The sequence below is a fragment of the Streptococcus sp. HF-1907 genome (assembly GCF_015594605.1).
Lineage (GTDB): Bacteria > Bacillota > Bacilli > Lactobacillales > Streptococcaceae > Streptococcus.
Window position 1 is genome coordinate 45,333 of the sequence record NZ_JADNQT010000005.1, and the last position, 16,020, is coordinate 61,352.

The 16,020-nt window shown below is 42.0% G+C and carries 15 protein-coding genes and 2 pseudogenes; all 17 read right to left on the reverse strand.

Going from position 1 to position 16,020, the window contains the following annotated elements; genetic code table 11:
- Positions 1-23: 23 nt before the first annotated feature.
- The 17 genes and pseudogenes from nrdG to mutL all read right to left on the reverse strand — a co-directional run bounded on the left by nrdG (position 24) and on the right by mutL (position 15,948).
- Positions 24-638 (reverse strand): anaerobic ribonucleoside-triphosphate reductase activating protein, encoded by a 615-nt coding sequence (gene nrdG / locus IYQ92_RS04465; RefSeq protein WP_195675536.1) that lies wholly within the window; start codon positions 636-638, stop codon positions 24-26.
- A 93-nt stretch (positions 639-731) separates the two neighbouring features.
- A complete protein-coding gene (locus tag IYQ92_RS04470; protein ID WP_195675537.1) occupies positions 732-1,229 on the reverse strand; it encodes a GNAT family N-acetyltransferase in 498 nt (165 codons plus the stop codon).
- A gap of 112 nt (positions 1,230-1,341) precedes the next feature.
- A complete protein-coding gene (locus IYQ92_RS04475) occupies positions 1,342-1,485 on the reverse strand; it encodes a hypothetical protein (RefSeq protein ID WP_195675538.1) in 144 nt (47 codons plus the stop codon).
- Between the two features lie 84 nt (positions 1,486-1,569).
- Complete coding sequence (gene nrdD / locus IYQ92_RS04480; protein ID WP_195675539.1) at positions 1,570-3,768, reverse strand: anaerobic ribonucleoside-triphosphate reductase; 2,199 nt, start codon at positions 3,766-3,768, stop codon at positions 1,570-1,572.
- Between the two features lie 107 nt (positions 3,769-3,875).
- Positions 3,876-5,414, reverse strand: a complete 1,539-nt coding sequence (locus tag IYQ92_RS04485; RefSeq protein WP_324253058.1) for a DUF2079 domain-containing protein — start codon at positions 5,412-5,414, stop codon at positions 3,876-3,878.
- Between the two features lie 258 nt (positions 5,415-5,672).
- A complete protein-coding gene (locus IYQ92_RS04490; protein ID WP_195675540.1) occupies positions 5,673-5,978 on the reverse strand; it encodes a DUF1292 domain-containing protein in 306 nt (101 codons plus the stop codon).
- Positions 5,979-6,029: 51 nt separating this feature from the next.
- A complete protein-coding gene (ruvX, locus tag IYQ92_RS04495) occupies positions 6,030-6,449 on the reverse strand; it encodes a Holliday junction resolvase RuvX (protein ID WP_195675541.1) in 420 nt (139 codons plus the stop codon).
- Positions 6,449-6,715: an IreB family regulatory phosphoprotein gene (locus tag IYQ92_RS04500; protein ID WP_195675542.1), complete on the reverse strand. Its 267-nt coding sequence runs from the start codon at positions 6,713-6,715 to the stop codon at positions 6,449-6,451. Before IYQ92_RS04500 ends, ruvX begins: the two co-directional genes overlap by 1 nt.
- A gap of 133 nt (positions 6,716-6,848) precedes the next feature.
- Positions 6,849-7,247 (reverse strand): transcriptional regulator Spx, encoded by a 399-nt coding sequence (spx, locus tag IYQ92_RS04505; protein WP_195675543.1) that lies wholly within the window; start codon positions 7,245-7,247, stop codon positions 6,849-6,851.
- 212 nt (positions 7,248-7,459) lie between these two features.
- A complete protein-coding gene (gene recA / locus IYQ92_RS04510) occupies positions 7,460-8,611 on the reverse strand; it encodes a recombinase RecA (RefSeq protein WP_195675544.1) in 1,152 nt (383 codons plus the stop codon).
- Positions 8,612-8,693: 82 nt separating this feature from the next.
- A complete protein-coding gene (locus IYQ92_RS04515) occupies positions 8,694-9,953 on the reverse strand; it encodes a competence/damage-inducible protein A (protein ID WP_195675545.1) in 1,260 nt (419 codons plus the stop codon).
- 137 nt (positions 9,954-10,090) lie between these two features.
- Positions 10,091-10,711, reverse strand: a pseudogene (locus IYQ92_RS10255) (DUF6261 family protein).
- A gap of 184 nt (positions 10,712-10,895) precedes the next feature.
- Positions 10,896-11,458 (reverse strand): annotated as a pseudogene (locus tag IYQ92_RS04530) (DNA-3-methyladenine glycosylase I).
- Positions 11,459-11,468: 10 nt separating this feature from the next.
- Positions 11,469-12,059, reverse strand: coding sequence for a Holliday junction branch migration protein RuvA (gene ruvA / locus IYQ92_RS04535; protein ID WP_195675548.1), 591 nt, complete (start codon positions 12,057-12,059; stop codon positions 11,469-11,471).
- Positions 12,060-12,067: 8 nt separating this feature from the next.
- Positions 12,068-13,294, reverse strand: a complete 1,227-nt coding sequence (locus tag IYQ92_RS04540) for an MFS transporter (RefSeq protein ID WP_195675549.1) — start codon at positions 13,292-13,294, stop codon at positions 12,068-12,070.
- 118 nt (positions 13,295-13,412) lie between these two features.
- Positions 13,413-13,871, reverse strand: coding sequence for a helix-turn-helix transcriptional regulator (locus IYQ92_RS04545; RefSeq protein WP_195675550.1), 459 nt, complete (start codon positions 13,869-13,871; stop codon positions 13,413-13,415).
- A gap of 106 nt (positions 13,872-13,977) precedes the next feature.
- Complete coding sequence (gene mutL / locus IYQ92_RS04550; protein WP_195675551.1) at positions 13,978-15,948, reverse strand: DNA mismatch repair endonuclease MutL; 1,971 nt, start codon at positions 15,946-15,948, stop codon at positions 13,978-13,980.
- Positions 15,949-16,020: the final 72 nt, after the last annotated feature.

Sequence of the window (16,020 nt, forward strand, 5' to 3'; positions counted from 1 at the left end):
CACAAGTTGTGGACAAGTATTTTCTAAATCAAATCATCACGCTTCACTTGTTCAAAAGCTTGCTCACCGTCATTCAATTTTTCCCAAATGACAACCTCACCTTTGGCCAATGATTTCTGCACATCAATAATGCGTTGGTTAGAAGAGCCTCTAAATTGGAGCATGAGATTCTTCTTGCTATTGTCAAAACGACCATCAACCAAAATATCAATTAGGGATAGCATTTCAAGCTTATCTGGAGTCTCTAACATCATTTCTTCCCAAGTATAGCCGGTCCATGACCAGATATCTTTTTCTGGCAATTCCTTGCGGATACGTTTAATTAAGGGCAAGAGAATTCCTGTATTGAGAAAAGGCTCACCTCCTAGGAGTGTCAAGCCTTGCACATAAGGCTGCGCCAAGTCAGCCATAATCTGCTCTTCTAATTCTTGAGTGTAAGGAATGCCGGCTTTAAAAGACCAAGTCGCTTTATTGTAGCACCCCATGCAGTGAAACATACAACCTGCAACATACAAGGAATTACGTACACCTTCTCCATCCACAAAATTAAAGGCCTTATAGTCCATGACATGACCTTGACTTAGCTCCTCGCTCTTCCATTCACCTGGTTTCGGTGTATTCCATAATTTTTCAGTCATTTTTCCTCCCAAAAGAAAGAGAGCGCTCGGAAAGTCAACCTTGCACGAGGCACCTCCACTCACTCTCTAATAGCATAATCACTTGGACACTACTTAATCATTTTTAATCCAATAACGCTCTGTGTCATTGCGAATATCTTCAAAAGCACCACCATTTGCTAAAATCGTTGCTCGGCTGGCAGCGTTAGTCTGATGACAAGTCATGAGCACCTTCTTTATATTTTTCAATCTCGCTTCAGCAAGACCCAATTGTAATTGTTTTTTAGCGTAACCCTTACCACGTTCGCTTGGTCGAATGGAGTAGCCAATGTGTCCGCCGTGTTCTAGCAAAGCTTCATTGAGTCGAAGGCGTAGGTTGAGAAATCCTAGGGCACGACCAGCCTCATCGAATGAAACAAGCTGGATATAGGGCACAAAGCCGTCTGGTATACTAAGGCCCATCTCAGCCTCCTGTAAACTTTGAAGCCAGTTCTCAAAATTCATATCTGACCGAAAAAAACCGCCATCCATAGCACTCTCTGCACGCTTAAACTCATCAACCATCTCCAAAATTGTCGCCCTATCTTCTAAACGAGGTCGCCTTAATTCCATAGCTTCTCCTATCATAAGTATAAAAAGATGCCAGCACAGGTCAAGGGTAGATACTGCTGAGAAATTCTAATCCTCACACTATCAAAATATAACCTGGCACTGGCATATCTCCTTATTTCTTCTTAGATTTCTCTAAAAATTGGGCTTTCAAATCTTGAACGCGTGATTTCTTACTTTGATTAGCACCAGTTGAGTGCTTTTCATGAAAACGTTCAACCTGTTTCATGCCCTTATAATCCAATTGGTATTTACCCATGGTTCTGATCTCCTTATCTAGAAAACTGCAGTAACAGTAGTAAGCTCTATTTTACCATACTAGCCTAGTCGCCACTAGCGAGCGTTATTTGCCAGGATATTTGATGGTTGAGCCGTTCATATGCTTGACACGTGCAGAAATTTCCTTGTGGCGACCATTAACCATTGGACGAGCTTGAGGATTTCCTAGATAACCACAGGTACGTTTAACCACATCAACGGTCTTAGGGTCGCTATTGCCACAGTTTGGGCACATAAAACCACGTTCTGTTGGGGTAAAATCACCTTCAAAGCCACAGGCATAGCACTTGTCGATTGGCGTATTGGTGCCGAGGTAACCAACGCGGTCATAAGCGTAGTCCCATACGGCTTCAAGTGCCTTCGGATTTTGTTGGAGGACTGGGTACTCGCAATAATGGATGAAACCTCCTGAGGCGCCAGCCTCAGGGTAATCTTTTTCAAAATCCAGCTTTTCAAACGGTGTAGGATTTTTACGCACATCATAGTGGAATGAGTTCGTATAATACTCTTTGTCTGTAATGTCAGTCACAATGCCGAATTTTTCAGTATCCAAGCGACAGAAACGGTCAGTCAAGCTTTCTGACGGTGTTGAATAAACTGAAAAATGATAGTCGTATTCATCAGACCAATCTGCACACAATTCTTTCATGCGACGAACGATATCAACTGTGAATGCCTTAGCTTCAGGATTATGTTCCCAAGCACCGCCGTAGAAGACGCTAGCAACTTCATAGAGTCCGATGTAGCCAAGCGATACAGTCGCACGACGATTTTTGAAAAGTTCATCCACACTGTCATATTTACCAAGACGCTCACCGAAAGCTCCATATTGATAGAGAATTGGCGCGTTAGCCGGTGTGGCTTCCTTAACACGCTCAACGCGGTATGCAAGGGCATCCTTAGCAATTCCCATGCGTTCATTGAAAAGGTGCCAGAACTTATCCATATCACCATTAGATTCCATGGCAATACGAGGAAGGTTGACCGTTACAACCCCGAGATTCATGCGACCAGAATTGACCTCAACACCATTCGCATCCTTCCAACCTTGCAAGAATGATCGACAACCCATTGGTGCCTTAAATGAGCCTGTCAAATCAATGATTTTATCATAAGAGAGCACATCTGGATACATGCGTTTTGTGGCACATTCCAAAGCTAACTGCTTAATATCGTAGTTTGGTGTACCAGGTTCCAAGTTAAGCCCACGTTTCAAGGTGAAAATCAATTTAGGAAAAATAGCTGTGCGATGCTCACTACCAAGCCCCTTGATACGGATTTCCAAAATGGCCTTTTGGATTTCACGTTCAAACCAGCCAGTCCCTAGACCGAAGCCGAGTGATGTAAAGGGCGTTTGCCCATTTGAAGTAAAAAGCGTATTGATCTCATACTCCAAAGACTGCATGGCATCGTAGATGTCCTTCTTAGTCTTAGCACGCGCATATTCCTCGCGACGGTCCTCAGCAACCCACTCTTCAGCATCTTTCAGATGTTTTTGGTAATTAAGCTGCGCATATGGTGCCAAAAATTCGTCGATACGGTCTGCCGTACAACCGCCATACTGGCTAGAAGCAACGTTTGCAATAATTTGCGAGATCTGAGCTGTCGCTGTCTGAATAGACTTAGGACTTTCCACCTCAGCATTCCCAATCTTGAAACCATTAGCTAGCATGCCTTTGAAATCAATCAAGCAGCAGTTAGTCATCGGTGTATACGGACTGTAATCCAAGTCATGGTAGTGAATATCACCCTTTTGGTGAGCATTAGCAACATGAGCTGGCAGCATTTTCAAACCAATAGACTTCCCAACAATCCCAGCCGTCAAATCACGTTGTGTGTTGAAAACATCTGAGTCCTTGTTGGCATTTTCATTGACCACTGTCTGGTCTTTATTGATAAGTTTTTCAATTGAAAAATTGATGTCTGTCGCTTGCGAACGCGCAAAGTCACGCTTCGTGCGATAGTTAATATATTCTTGAGCAATGGCATACTCATTAGCTTCTAAAAGCTCATGCTCTACGATATTTTGAATTTCATAGATTTTGATATTTCTATCAAAACGACTGTAAATTTCTGCCACAATACGATCAGAAATCATTTCAAGCTTAGCTTCAATCATTGGTGACATTTTGGTCACTTTGTTGCAAGCTTTAAGCAAAGCACTGTAAATTTTGACCGTATCAAAGTCCACCAAACGCCCGTCGCGTTTAATAACTTTGATTGCTGGTTTCGTTACAACTCGTTCTTTTTCTAAAGTTATCATATCAAACACCTCACTGACATATTATAACATTCAAGTAAAAAAAATCAATATCTTGTGTTTTATTTTTTAATCGCACACAAGATATTGATTTTTTTAGTTATTTATGCTTATTTAAGTTTGTAAACTTTAAAGTCTTTGGTACCGCTGATTGAGACCTGTTTATAATTTTTACTCAAGTCTTTTTTCAGTGTTGAGGATATTGATAATTTAGAATTGACAGCAATATATTTGGCATCATGTTGTAGCAATTCATCTTCCAAAATTTTTTGATCAGTTGCATTAGCAGCAGCTATCGGTAAAACAAATTGTGACCCAGTTTTTAGTTTTCCATCTAAATAAATTTTCGCTGAGCGATCCCAGACGTAGACAAGGCTATCACCTGCATTATTTTTAAGATAAGTAGCAATCGTAGAACGTTCTCCATTGTGTGTCAAAGTTGATGTCACATTAGCTGAGAGTAGAAAGAGGGCATAGACTAGCACAGCCCATGATACCACAGCATGGCGTCCCATAAAAATTTCTCCAACACGGCTACTGCCCACTTTACGATGACGGCGATGAGAAGTTTTATCTTTAGTCAAAGAACTTTGGTACAAATCTGCCACATAAATAGCTGTAAAAGCTAAGCCAAATGGCAAAATCGTTAAACCATAATACAACTGACAATCTTGAACTAGTAAAATACGGACAGCATAAACAAGCCAAACCACGGCAATTAGCCACAAAATAACGATATCTGTGGATTCCTTGCGTCCTTTACGCATAAAGTGAATGAAGCCCCAAACTAGTCCTGAAGAAAATAAAATGAAGGCTTGGAGAGGCAAAGTATACCAAAAAGCATCCTTACCTGCTGCAAAATGAGTCAATGGATAAATAAGCGCCTCTTTAATATACGGTGAAATCAGCTGTAAATTAAACATGAAATAACCGGCGATATAGAGGACAAGAATTGTCCCAAGAACAATACAAAGTAGCTGATAGAAGCCACGCGCCATATGCTTTTGCTTCACATTATAGACAGCAATCGCCAAGAAGGAAACAAGCCAGAACAAAAAGGTCTGAGGATCCAATAACAAAGCAATTGAACCAACGAATCCGTAAAGAATAAAGGCTTCGTCATTAACAATTCCCCTAAAATACTTCATCAAAAACCATAAGGCAATCAAGACGAAAGGCATCGCCCATTGAATCGGATAAAGCCCACCAAAACCAAGAATCAAATTTAAAGCATAAAAAACTAGATTAAAAAAGGCGACAACATCACGATTTTTTGTCAAATGGTAAATGATTTTATAGAAATAGATACCTGATAAATAAAAGGTTACAAATTCTAAAATGACTAACCAAATTGTACTTCCCATCAAATAACTCAAAGCGATGAGAGCATAGTAGAGAAAGCCTCCGCTAGCAAACACATCACTATATGGCATCTGTCCCTTGGACATCATCATTCCGATGTAAAGGTTTTGGGATTGTAAACTATTTGCAAAATCGGTGAAAAAAGGCATAGCTACCGACAGCAGACTCAATACCCCACTAAAAATTAACATGTAAAATTTATGCAAGAAGGGGACCTTGTTAATCTTAACTTGTTTTTTTACTTCAGATGAATAGACCATCTCAGCTTTTTCTAACGTATCGTTCACTTTAATACTCCTTGATTTATCGTACTACCAGTATATCAAAATCTTCTATTTAGTCAATTTACCAAGGATAGCAAGATAAACTAAAATTTCCCTAAAACGGTGATAAGATTTCATCTCATAAGTTTTTAAAAATTCTTTTTCTTCCTCGGTCAAACGCTTGTCCATCTCAAATCCTCCACGAATAACTTCATATTATTATTCGTAAAAAAAGAGCCAAGGTCATGCCCTAACTCTCATCTGATATGGTTATTCTAATTTTTAGTCTTCATCCAAGAAGCTGTTGAAAACTTCTTCAATCATATCCCACTCAGCATCTGAATCTTCAGGAATTGGTTGAAGGTCACCTTCTGTACCATCTTCATTTTCAGTGAATGAGTAAGCTTGGATTTCGATTTCTCCATTTGCATCTTCTTCTGCACCAGCAGGTACAAGAAGGACATAATTTTTACCAAATTCTTCGCGGCCATCGATTGTCAACAAGATTTCGAACAATGTTTCATTGCCATTCTCATCAACGAGTGTGATTACTTCATGATCGTGATCATGGTCGTGATTGTGTGCCATATTTTTCTCCCTTTACTTTAACAAGTAGTATCAATAATAAATTAACTAATCTTAAAACATACGGTCTAGATAGTTTTGTAAAATCAGCTGCGCTGCCAGTTTGTCGATAACTTTTTTACGTTTACCACGGCTGACATCTGCCTGCTCAACCAGCATGCGTTCTGCCTGAACGGTCGTTAGACGCTCATCTTGGTACTCCACAGGGAGATTGAAGAGATCATGGATTTTATCGCCATAAGCCTTACTCGCCTCTACACGAGGTCCCTCTGTGTTATTCATATTTTTGGGCAAACCAACAACAAACTTCTCTACCTTATAGTTTTGAACAAGTTCACCTAGTCGGTCAAAACCAAATTCACCAGCCTCTTCATTGATGCGAATGATTTCCACACCTTGAGCAGTGAATCCGAGCGGGTCACTAATGGCAACACCAACAGTTTTTGAACCGACGTCAAGTCCCATAATTCTCATTATAAATCAATCCCATTTCCTTGTAGGTAATAACGGACGAGTTCTTCAACAAGTTCATCACGTTCGTATTTACGGATCTGATTACGAGCATCATTGTAGCGTGGCACATAAGCAGGGTCCCCACTTAAAACATAACCCACGATCTGATTGATTGGATTATAACCTTTTTCCTCTAGGGAACGATAGACAGCTGTCAGTGTCTCACTAATTTCTTTTTTATTGCCATCGTCTAAGTTGAAACGAACAGTTTCTTCTGTAAATCCCATACTTACACCTTCTTTCTAATCATAACTCTTTCTCCATATTATAGCTTAATTCTTTTAATTTCACAAGAAATTAAAAACGGATAAAAAAGAAGACGAACCGCAGGGCTCATCTTCTTAGACCATATCAGCTCTCTTATAGCGCTGCGCGTAAACGAGCTTCAACATTTTCCACATTACGAATAGAACGTGGTAAGAAGGCACGGATATCATCTTCTTTATAACCAACTTGAAGGCGCTTGTCGTCAATCAAAATTGGACTTTTAAGAATACGTGGATTTTCTTGAATAAGGTCAATCACTTCGCTCACACTCAATTCATCGATATTGCAATTTAATGTTTTTGCATAGCGATTCTTTGAGGATACGATGCTTTCCACTCCATTTTCTGTTTTTGTTAATATTGCTAAAATTTCTTCGCGTGTTAAAGGTTCTTTCCCTAGATTTTGTTCTTTATAAGGGAGTTGATGAGCATTGAGCCAAGTTTTTGCTTTTTTGCAGCTTGTGCAACTTGAAATCGTATAAATTTTAATCATGTTCATTCTCACTTTCTATCCCATGATAGTTATATTGTAGCACAGCTTTTCCAAAGAAGATATGGGACCTAAGACCTATTTTTCAAAAAAATCAAGTAAAAAACTTAAAATCCTAGATAACAAATAGCAAACCGCTTTCAATTTCTGGCTGGCTAGAAAATAGGATTGAGAGCTTGTCCCAATCCTATCAATAATCATGCTAATGAAAGTGACTACTCTTCGATTTCGATAGCGTCATCAAGTTCCAAAACCAAATCGTCTGTTTCAGCTACTTCTGGAGTTTCCTCTTGTTTTTGAGCTGCTTTTTCTTCTTCGCTTTCTTCAATCATACCAAAATGAACGCGAACCTTGTGGTCGATTTCGTCAAAGATTTCTGGATTATCCGCCAAGAACTTCTTAGCATTCTCAGAACCTTGACCGATTTTTTCATCATTGTAAGAGTACCAAGCTCCTGCTTTTTTCACGATGTCTAAGTCGCTAGCAATGCGGAGCAATTCACCCGTGCGTGAAATACCTTCCCCATACATGATTTCAACGAAGGCTTCTTTGAAGGGTGGGGCAACCTTATTTTTAACAACTTTGATTTTAGTTTCTTTACCAACGTTGCTATCTTTTTGGTCCCCAGTTCCCTTGATTTGGGTATTCCCACGAACATCCAAACGAACTGATGCGTAGAATTTAAGAGCACGTCCACCAGGTGTTGTTTCAGGATTACCAAACATCACCCCAACTTTTTCACGCAATTGGTTGATGAAAATGGCGATTGTTTTGGTTTTATTGATAGAAGCTGACAATTTACGCATAGCTTGAGACATCATACGCGCCTGCAAACCAACATGGCTGTCACCGATGTCACCATCAATTTCGGCACGCGGTACGAGAGCCGCAACCGAGTCAACAACGACAAGGTCAACCGCACCTGAGTCAATCAATTTACCAGCGATTTCAAGACCTTGTTCTCCTGAGTCTGGTTGTGAGAGCAAGAGCTCATCGATATTGACACCTAGCGCAGCTGCATAGGCAGGGTCAAGGGCATGTTCCGCATCGATAAAGGCAGCAATTCCACCTTCTTTTTGGGCTTGAGCAACGGCGTGAAGAGCAACGGTTGTCTTACCTGAGGACTCTGGTCCGTAGATTTCAATGATACGACCCTTAGGATAACCACCAGCACCAAGAGCAATGTCAAGGGCAAGCGAACCTGAACTCATGACCTGCACTTTTTGTTCGGCACGTTCACCAAGGCGCATAACCGCACCTTTACCAAAATCCTTTTCAATATTTTTCAAGGCATCGTCAAGCGCCTTTTTACGCTCGTCACCAAATTTCTTAGTGATTTCTTCTGTTTTTTTCGTTTTTTTAGCCAAATTTTTCTCCTTATTTGTCCTTTGTGAAATGGCAGAGCTGACCTCTTTAACTCACACTATCATCAGTCTATTATAGCAAAAATTAGCTATTTAATAAAGTTTGACGAACTAGGTTGAAAGCATACAAAGTACTGATATAACGCACATCTGAGCGACTCTTACCTCCAATTAGGACCTCAATGGAAGTCACAGATTCTCTTGTGGCAATACCAATGAAAACTGTACCTGCTGGGTGACCATCTGATTCACCAGGACCTGCAACCCCTGTCAAGCCAACTCCAAAATCAGCATCGGTCAACTGACGCGATTTTTCAGCCATTTGCTGTGCTGTAAAGTGACTGTAAACCCCATGTTCTTGCAAGTCTGCTAAAGGAATTCCTAGCATTTTTGCTTTTTGCTCGATACTATAAGTCACAAAACCACCGTTGAAAATATCTGATGAGCCTGAGAAATTAGCAAGAGTTGATTGAAATAGCCCTGCTGTCAGACTTTCTGCTGCGGTAATAGTCTTATTTTGCTCCTTCAAGAAGTCAAAGACAACACGCGCCAAGCTATTATCATCCCCATAGCCATAAATCAAGTCAGACAAGGGTTGACCGTCCAAGGTCTTGATAGCTAAGATTTGAGCTTCCATGACATCTAGCTTGCGGTCTGCTTCTTCTTGACTGTCAGCCTTGGTTGACAAACGAAGGGTCACTTCACCTGTTTTGGCATATGGTGCCAAGGTCGGGTCGGTTTGATTGTCAATGAGCTCCGCTAAGATGGTCACTAACTGACTCTCCCCAATACCGAAGAAACGAAGGACACGTGAATAAAGCTGTGCCTTATTGTCGGACAAAAGAGGCACCAGCTCCTTCAGGACCATGGGTTTCAACTCACTTGGAGGACCAGGCAAGACAACGTAGGTCACGCCGTCAACTTCTAAGAGTCCGCCGACAGCTAGTCCTGTGATGTTTTGAAGTGGCGTTGACCCTTCAACCAGTTGCGCCTGACGTTCGTTGTTTGGTGTGCGGTTGTGTTCTGGACGAGTGGCAAAAAAATTATCAAGGTTTTCACTTGCTTGCTCGTCAAATACTAGCTTGCGCCCCAAGAACTTAGCCAAGGTTTGCTTAGTCAAATCGTCTTCCGTTGAACCAAGCCCTCCACATAAAATAACAAGATTGCTACGGTCACGCGCCGTCTCCAAGACAGATAGTAAGCGTCCTTCGTTGTCACCGACAGCCGTCTGGAAGAAGACATCAATCCCAAGCTCTGCCATCTTTTCAGATAAAAATTGAGCATTAGTATTAACAATCTGCCCAGTCAAAATTTCGGTTCCTACAGCAATAATTTCAGCTTTCATGATACCACCCTACTTCATTATTCGAATTTGTGACTCTATTTTAACAAAAAAATCCCTAATTCACTAAATATTAAGGAAATATCGGCAGAAATAAAATAAAGTTGGGCGCTTGTCCCAACTTTATTTGTCGTCAGTCTTTAGGCTACTGGTGTTTCTACCTTAGCTTTACTTGAACGTTTTGCTAGGGTTGTAGCATAGTAGTCACGGCTGTTGTTGATGGTTTTGATGACCTTGCCATAGGAAACTTTGTCGTCGCTATCTAGCATAAGAAGCAGATAGTTGCAAAGTGACTGGTAAGGTTTTTCTAAATCTTGACGCAATTGCTTGCTATCTAGGACCTCCTTATGACGGCTGTCCGTTGTTCGCTGGGCAAAGAGTTCTTCAAATTCTTCTTGGCTCTGCTTAAGGTTTTTGACCCCTTCTGCTATATTGAGCAGGGCGATATTTTCCTTATAAGGCGTCTACTCCAATTGTCTCAAGAGGTTAAGAATCTGCGAGCTTTCCTTTTCATAATTGGCGTCTTTGGTTTCTTTAAAAGTTTTAAAGAGTTGAGCTAGACTGAGATAGGCATCTTTTTTTCCGGATTGGCGACTATGCTTGTAAGGCTTGATGAAATCAAAGAGTGCCTGCAAATCATGGTCACGATAGCGGTCAGCTTGAGCGATTTTCTGAGTCACTGTGGAACCTTTCACCTGATCCAAGCTCTTTTGAAATGAGGACTGAGTTTTGCGCAATTGTGAAATATAGTTGGTCACCATGGCATCACTCAGCGGAAATTCTTCAGCATCTACGTCTTTTAGGGTTCGCGCAATAAGCTGCGACAGCTCATGAGCCAGCTAGAAAAATGACTAACCCCATTATACCCTATTTTTTAGACGCCTCACCACCTGATGTATAAAAAATAAAAAGAAGCTGAGTCTTCCTCAACTTCTTTATGCTTGTCTAATTTTCCATTGCTTTCCAGTCGCAAGTCAACTCATGGTCATCGACCAAACCCGCTGACTGCAAGAAAGAGTAGATACAGACCGGACCTACAAACTTGAAGCCCCGTTTTTTCAGGTCCTTAGATAGGCGCTCGGACAAGTCCGTCTTAGCAGGGAATTTACGATAATCCTTGACAGGGTTGACAACTACTGTAAAGTCTACCCAAGACCAGATGTATTGATCAAAAGAGCCAAAGTCTTTTTGGATTTGGAGAAAAGCTTGCGCGTTATTGCGCGTCGCGTAAATCTTGCGACGGTTGCGGACGACCGCTGGATTTTGCAAAATAGCCTCCAACTCCTCATCCGTCATGGCAGCAACCTTGTCAATCTCATAATTATGAAAAGCTGCCTTGAAGGCTGCGCGTTTGTTAAGAATGGTCTCCCAAGACAGCCCAGCCTGATAAGTCTCCAAGCACAAGAGTTCAAAGAGAGCTTGCTCATCATGCAAGGGACGTCCCCACTCCTCATCGTGGTAAGAGACATAAAGGGGTTATCCAATTTAACCCAAGAACAACGTTCCACGTGAAACCTCCTATTTCATGAGCATCTTGAGACTGGAGCTGATGTATTTGTCAGCTGTCTCGTTAGTGCCTTCGAAGAAGGCGCGGATTTTCTTGAGCTCGCTGGCTTTGTAGCCTAGGGCTAGGAGGGCTTCCATAGCGTCGTCCAACTCTTGGTTGCCAGCAGGCTTAGCCTTAGCAGCTTTGCCATTTGCCTCAGGCGCCTCGACGAACTTACCAGCAAGGTCCAGCACCATCTGCTGGGCTGTTTTCTTGCCAATCTTAGGGAATTTCATGAGGTACTTGATGTCGCTGGTGTCAATGGCGTTGACAAGTCCTTCATTATCATCCACTGCTACAATGGCTAGCGCTGTCATCGGACCGATACCTGAGACTGAAATCAAATTGAGGAAGACATCCTTCTCATCCTCGCTATGAAAACCAAACAAAAGGTGGGCATCGTCACGAATGACCTGGTGCACATAAATGGTCACCTCCTGATTCATCTGGTCAGAAAACGAGTAGGGATTGGCTACGTTGATGATGTAACCAACCCCACCCGCTTCAACAACAATATACTTAGCCGTAATACGGCTGAGTTTTCCTTTAATATAATCGTACATAAGACTCCTTAATCATGAATGTGTCGTAGATGAGCAGCTCTAAGTACCAAGCCTAGACCTGCCACTGCTAAGAATAGAAAGACAAGCTGAACCCCGATTGCCCCTGTAAAATGACTGAGCGATACCATAGCTCCAGCTAGAATACTAGCAATGGGTTGAGTGATGGATAAGAATCCTGAGTAAGAACCAATCTTGTCTTCATTCATCATATCAGCACGCAGAACCTGACTGGCTGGGACGTTAATCATTTCACCAAAGGTGAAGCCTACCATGGCAATCACAATAGGCCAAAATTGATTGAGCGAGATGTTGAAGAACATGCCGACGGCACAAATGATACTCCCGATGGTCAACTGGCGCAGTAAGGGCCAAGTCTTGGTCCAACGATTGACCGTCGTCATCATAACGACAATGAGGAAGGTGTTTGTGAAGACAGCGATACTCAACATTTTAGCACCCGTAATGGTTTGCCCCATAATCACAACCTGCTGGAAATGCTGCTTCAGATTGACTGAGAAATAATTATCTACCTGCAACCAGACAACACTGGCGCCGATAGTCCCCAGAGTATAGAGGACAAAAGGTTTATCAACCAAGACCTGTCCGTAATTTTTGAAGGTCGACAGAATACCCTTGCCGTGTTCAAAGACCATATCTGCAGGCCTTGTCTCATCGTATTTAAAATGCGCCACTAAGAAACAGCCAAAAGAAATCACCAGCAAGGCAATCAAGAGCTCAAAGAAAAATTTATCGTAAAAGATCCCTGCAATCCCAGCCCCCAGCATGACAGCAATATTGACCAGCCAGTAGCCAATCGTGTAAACAAAACGGCGATTGGACTCATCTGTCAAATCGATGGTCATGGCATCATAGGCAGGGGAATAAAATTGATAGGCCACTTCAATAATCAAAAGTCCTACGAAAGTCAGTTGAGGCATGACATGATGGGGCACGTTAGCCGCGACAGCGATGGCCCAACCAACAACCGTCCAAAAGGTTCCAAAATCAACAACCTTCTTGCGTCCAATCGCATCAGACAAATGACCGCCGTACAGGGTTGCGAAAAAACCAGCAACTTGAGTCACCACAATCAAAATCCCCGTCACCAAATTGCCAAAATAAGTCGCATAATACATGGTCATAAAGGGAAAAATGGCTGAGCTAACCGTAATTGAAATAAAGCGCATCAACTCCCGCAACTGCAACTGCTTGGGAAGCGTCAAAAACTCTCTCATAACAACCTCACAATCTACTCTGACTATTGTACCAAAAAGACCGTAGGATGAGTAGGTTTTGTCAGCACTCAGCAGAACGACAAGAGGTTGAGCATCCCAGGCCCAACCTCTCGATAGTTTATGATTTATTTTCAGAAAATAAAGCTGACGCGTTTTTCAGACCTAGGATAAGGAAGGTCAACAAGGCACTGTAAAGGCTGATGCGTGAAGCTAACGCGAAGAAATTTTCCATGCTAGGCAATCCAAAGAGACCCGCTAAAAATAGTAGAATGCTAGCCACAAAGAGGGCTAACCCGACTTTCAAGATAGCTAGATTCATGGCCAGCTTTCTATTCTCACTACCGTCATCAATCAATTTTTGCGTTAAGTTTGTCATACCATCTTCTCCTAAGATAAGTTGGTCCAGACTAATCTGAAAAGTTTTGGAAATCCCAATCAACAGTTCGATGTCTGGCAAGTTGCGATCATTCTCCCAGTTGGACACTGCTTGCCTGGATACACCAAGCTTATCAGCTATCTCCTGCTGAGTGAGTTGATGATCTTGTCTGATTTTTTTGATTTGCTCACTAAAGTTCATGTTTAGACCTCCCTTCCTAGATTTATTATAGAAAATAGTCGGTCCAAGGTAAAGAAAGCATTCCTAGCACCAGCAATTTGGTCATGACAGCCCTGCATGCAGTCGCTTAATATTTACCTAGTTCACGCAGACTGGTATGATTTTCCTGAATGCGACGGAACATCTTTTCCATATCAGCCTTGGTGAAGTTGACAAGAACTGGACGACCGTGTGGGCAGTTGTAAGGATTTTGACATTGCGCTAATTGCACCAGCAAGTCACGCGCAGAATGGTCATCCAAAGTATGATTAGCCTTGATAGACCGTTTACAGCTCATCATAATAGCCAGCTCAGCCCGATATTTCTTGATAGAAACCTCATTAGTTAGAAGCAACATGTCACACATCTCATAGACACCAGATTCGATTTCCTCTTCCTTCATCCAAATGGGATGCTCGCGCAGGATAAAGGTATTGTCTCCGTAAGGTTCCAGATTGATACCAACATCTCTTAGCAAGGACATTTTTTCTTGAAGATTGAGAAAATCGGCCCCAGAAAATTCAAAGAGATAAGGGACTAACAACTGCTGTAAAGAACTGTCAACCTCTCCAATTTTTTCACGATAGTATTCATACTTGACCCGCTCCTGAGCAGCGTGTTGGTCAATGATATACAAACCACCATTTCCTTGGGCAAAAAGATAGGTCCCGTGCATCTGACCAAAATAGTCTAATTCTGGAAAGGTTGATGACTGCTCATTGTCCAGACGCTCGATGGTCTTAGTGACCCCCTGCTTATTGCTAAAATCAAAAATTTCATGTTCCTCATCTTCCAGAGAATCTGTTGAGCGATTGGCGTATTTTACAGAAGACCTTTTAGGCACTTCCTCGGCTTCAATCGGATTTCCCTGTACCTTGACAACCTTGTCAACTTGGTCAAAAAGAGGCAACTCTTCCACCACATCAGACTTCACAAAGAAGTCCTGACGAGATTGGTCATAATAGAGATTGGTTGATTTAAGAGGAAGACTGGTCTGTTCGGGTTTAGGCTGACGATTTCTGGTGCTAGACTTGGCCAAATTTTCCAGAGCATCTGGGATAAGCTCTTGTTGGCGTAGGCTTTCGCTAATGGCAGAGCTGATTAAGGACATCAGCTCCCGCTCTTTCGAAATACGAACCTCCTGCTTGGTCGGATGCACATTGACATCTGCCAAATAAGGGTCAATCTGAATATCAATGACCGCAATCGGAAAACGCCCCACCATCAGTTTAGAGCCATAACCATCCAAAATCGCGCGGTTGAGCAAGAAATTTTTGATATAGCGACCGTTAATCAAGAGAGTGATATAATTGCGATTAGCACGTGTCAATTCTGGCAAACTGACATATCCTGATACCTCAAAATCTAAATCCGACGTTGAAATCTCAATCATTTTTTTAGCAGTATTGAGACCATAAATTCCTGCAATGGCTTGGCGCAAGTCACCAGTTCCTGCTGTTTTTGTCATTTCACGTCCGTCATTGATGAGAGTAAAAGCAATCTCGGGATGACCAAGACTCAGACGATTGACCATGTCAACAATGTGCGCAAGCTCTGATTGCAGGCTCTTCATGTATTTGAGACGGGCTGGTGTGTTGAAAAATAGATTTTCAACCGTTATTTTCGTTCCAACTGGTGTCGAAATTGGTTCTTCCTTTTCAATCTTGCCACCATTTGATATTAGAAGCGTCCCATGCTCCTCATCAGCCGTAGCCGTAGCCGTCTTAATGGTCAACAAGCTGATTGAGGCAATAGAAGGCAGAGCTTCACCACGAAAACCCAGCGTTCTAATTCGGAACAAGTCGCCTTGGTTTTTGATTTTTGAAGTAGCATGACGGCGCAAACTCAAAGCAACGTCATCTTGAGCAATTCCTTCACCGTTGTCAGTGATTTGAATTTTCTTCAAACCCGATTCTTCAATTTCGATAGTGATTTGGCTACTGCCCGCATCAATAGCGTTTTCAACCAGTTCTTTAACCACACTGCTAGGACGTTCAATAACCTCCCCAGCAGCAATCTGATTAGCTAAGACTTCCGGCAATTCCATAATTTTTGACATGCACAGTTCTCCTTATCCTGATGTATTTACACGAGTAACTTGACTTCCATTATAACACAAGGTAAACTTTTC

Bases quoted from the DNA above. Each gene is read 5' to 3' on its own strand.
- nrdG (WP_195675536.1), bottom strand. From the start codon at position 638: ATGACTGAAAAATTATGGAATACACCGAAACCAGGTGAATGGAAGAGC.
- IYQ92_RS04470 (WP_195675537.1), bottom strand. From the start codon at position 1,229: ATGGAATTAAGGCGACCTCGTTTAGAAGATAGGGCGACAATTTTGGAG.
- IYQ92_RS04475 (WP_195675538.1), bottom strand. From the start codon at position 1,485: ATGGGTAAATACCAATTGGATTATAAGGGCATGAAACAGGTTGAACGT.
- nrdD (WP_195675539.1), bottom strand. From the start codon at position 3,768: ATGATAACTTTAGAAAAAGAACGAGTTGTAACGAAACCAGCAATCAAA.
- IYQ92_RS04490 (WP_195675540.1), bottom strand. From the start codon at position 5,978: ATGGCACACAATCACGACCATGATCACGATCATGAAGTAATCACACTC.
- ruvX (WP_195675541.1), bottom strand. From the start codon at position 6,449: ATGAGAATTATGGGACTTGACGTCGGTTCAAAAACTGTTGGTGTTGCC.
- IYQ92_RS04500 (WP_195675542.1), bottom strand. From the start codon at position 6,715: ATGGGATTTACAGAAGAAACTGTTCGTTTCAACTTAGACGATGGCAAT.
- spx (WP_195675543.1), bottom strand. From the start codon at position 7,247: ATGATTAAAATTTATACGATTTCAAGTTGCACAAGCTGCAAAAAAGCA.
- IYQ92_RS04515 (WP_195675545.1), bottom strand. From the start codon at position 9,953: ATGAAAGCTGAAATTATTGCTGTAGGAACCGAAATTTTGACTGGGCAG.
- ruvA (WP_195675548.1), bottom strand. From the start codon at position 12,059: ATGTACGATTATATTAAAGGAAAACTCAGCCGTATTACGGCTAAGTAT.
- IYQ92_RS04540 (WP_195675549.1), bottom strand. From the start codon at position 13,294: ATGAGAGAGTTTTTGACGCTTCCCAAGCAGTTGCAGTTGCGGGAGTTG.
- IYQ92_RS04545 (WP_195675550.1), bottom strand. From the start codon at position 13,871: ATGAACTTTAGTGAGCAAATCAAAAAAATCAGACAAGATCATCAACTC.
- mutL (WP_195675551.1), bottom strand. From the start codon at position 15,948: ATGTCAAAAATTATGGAATTGCCGGAAGTCTTAGCTAATCAGATTGCT.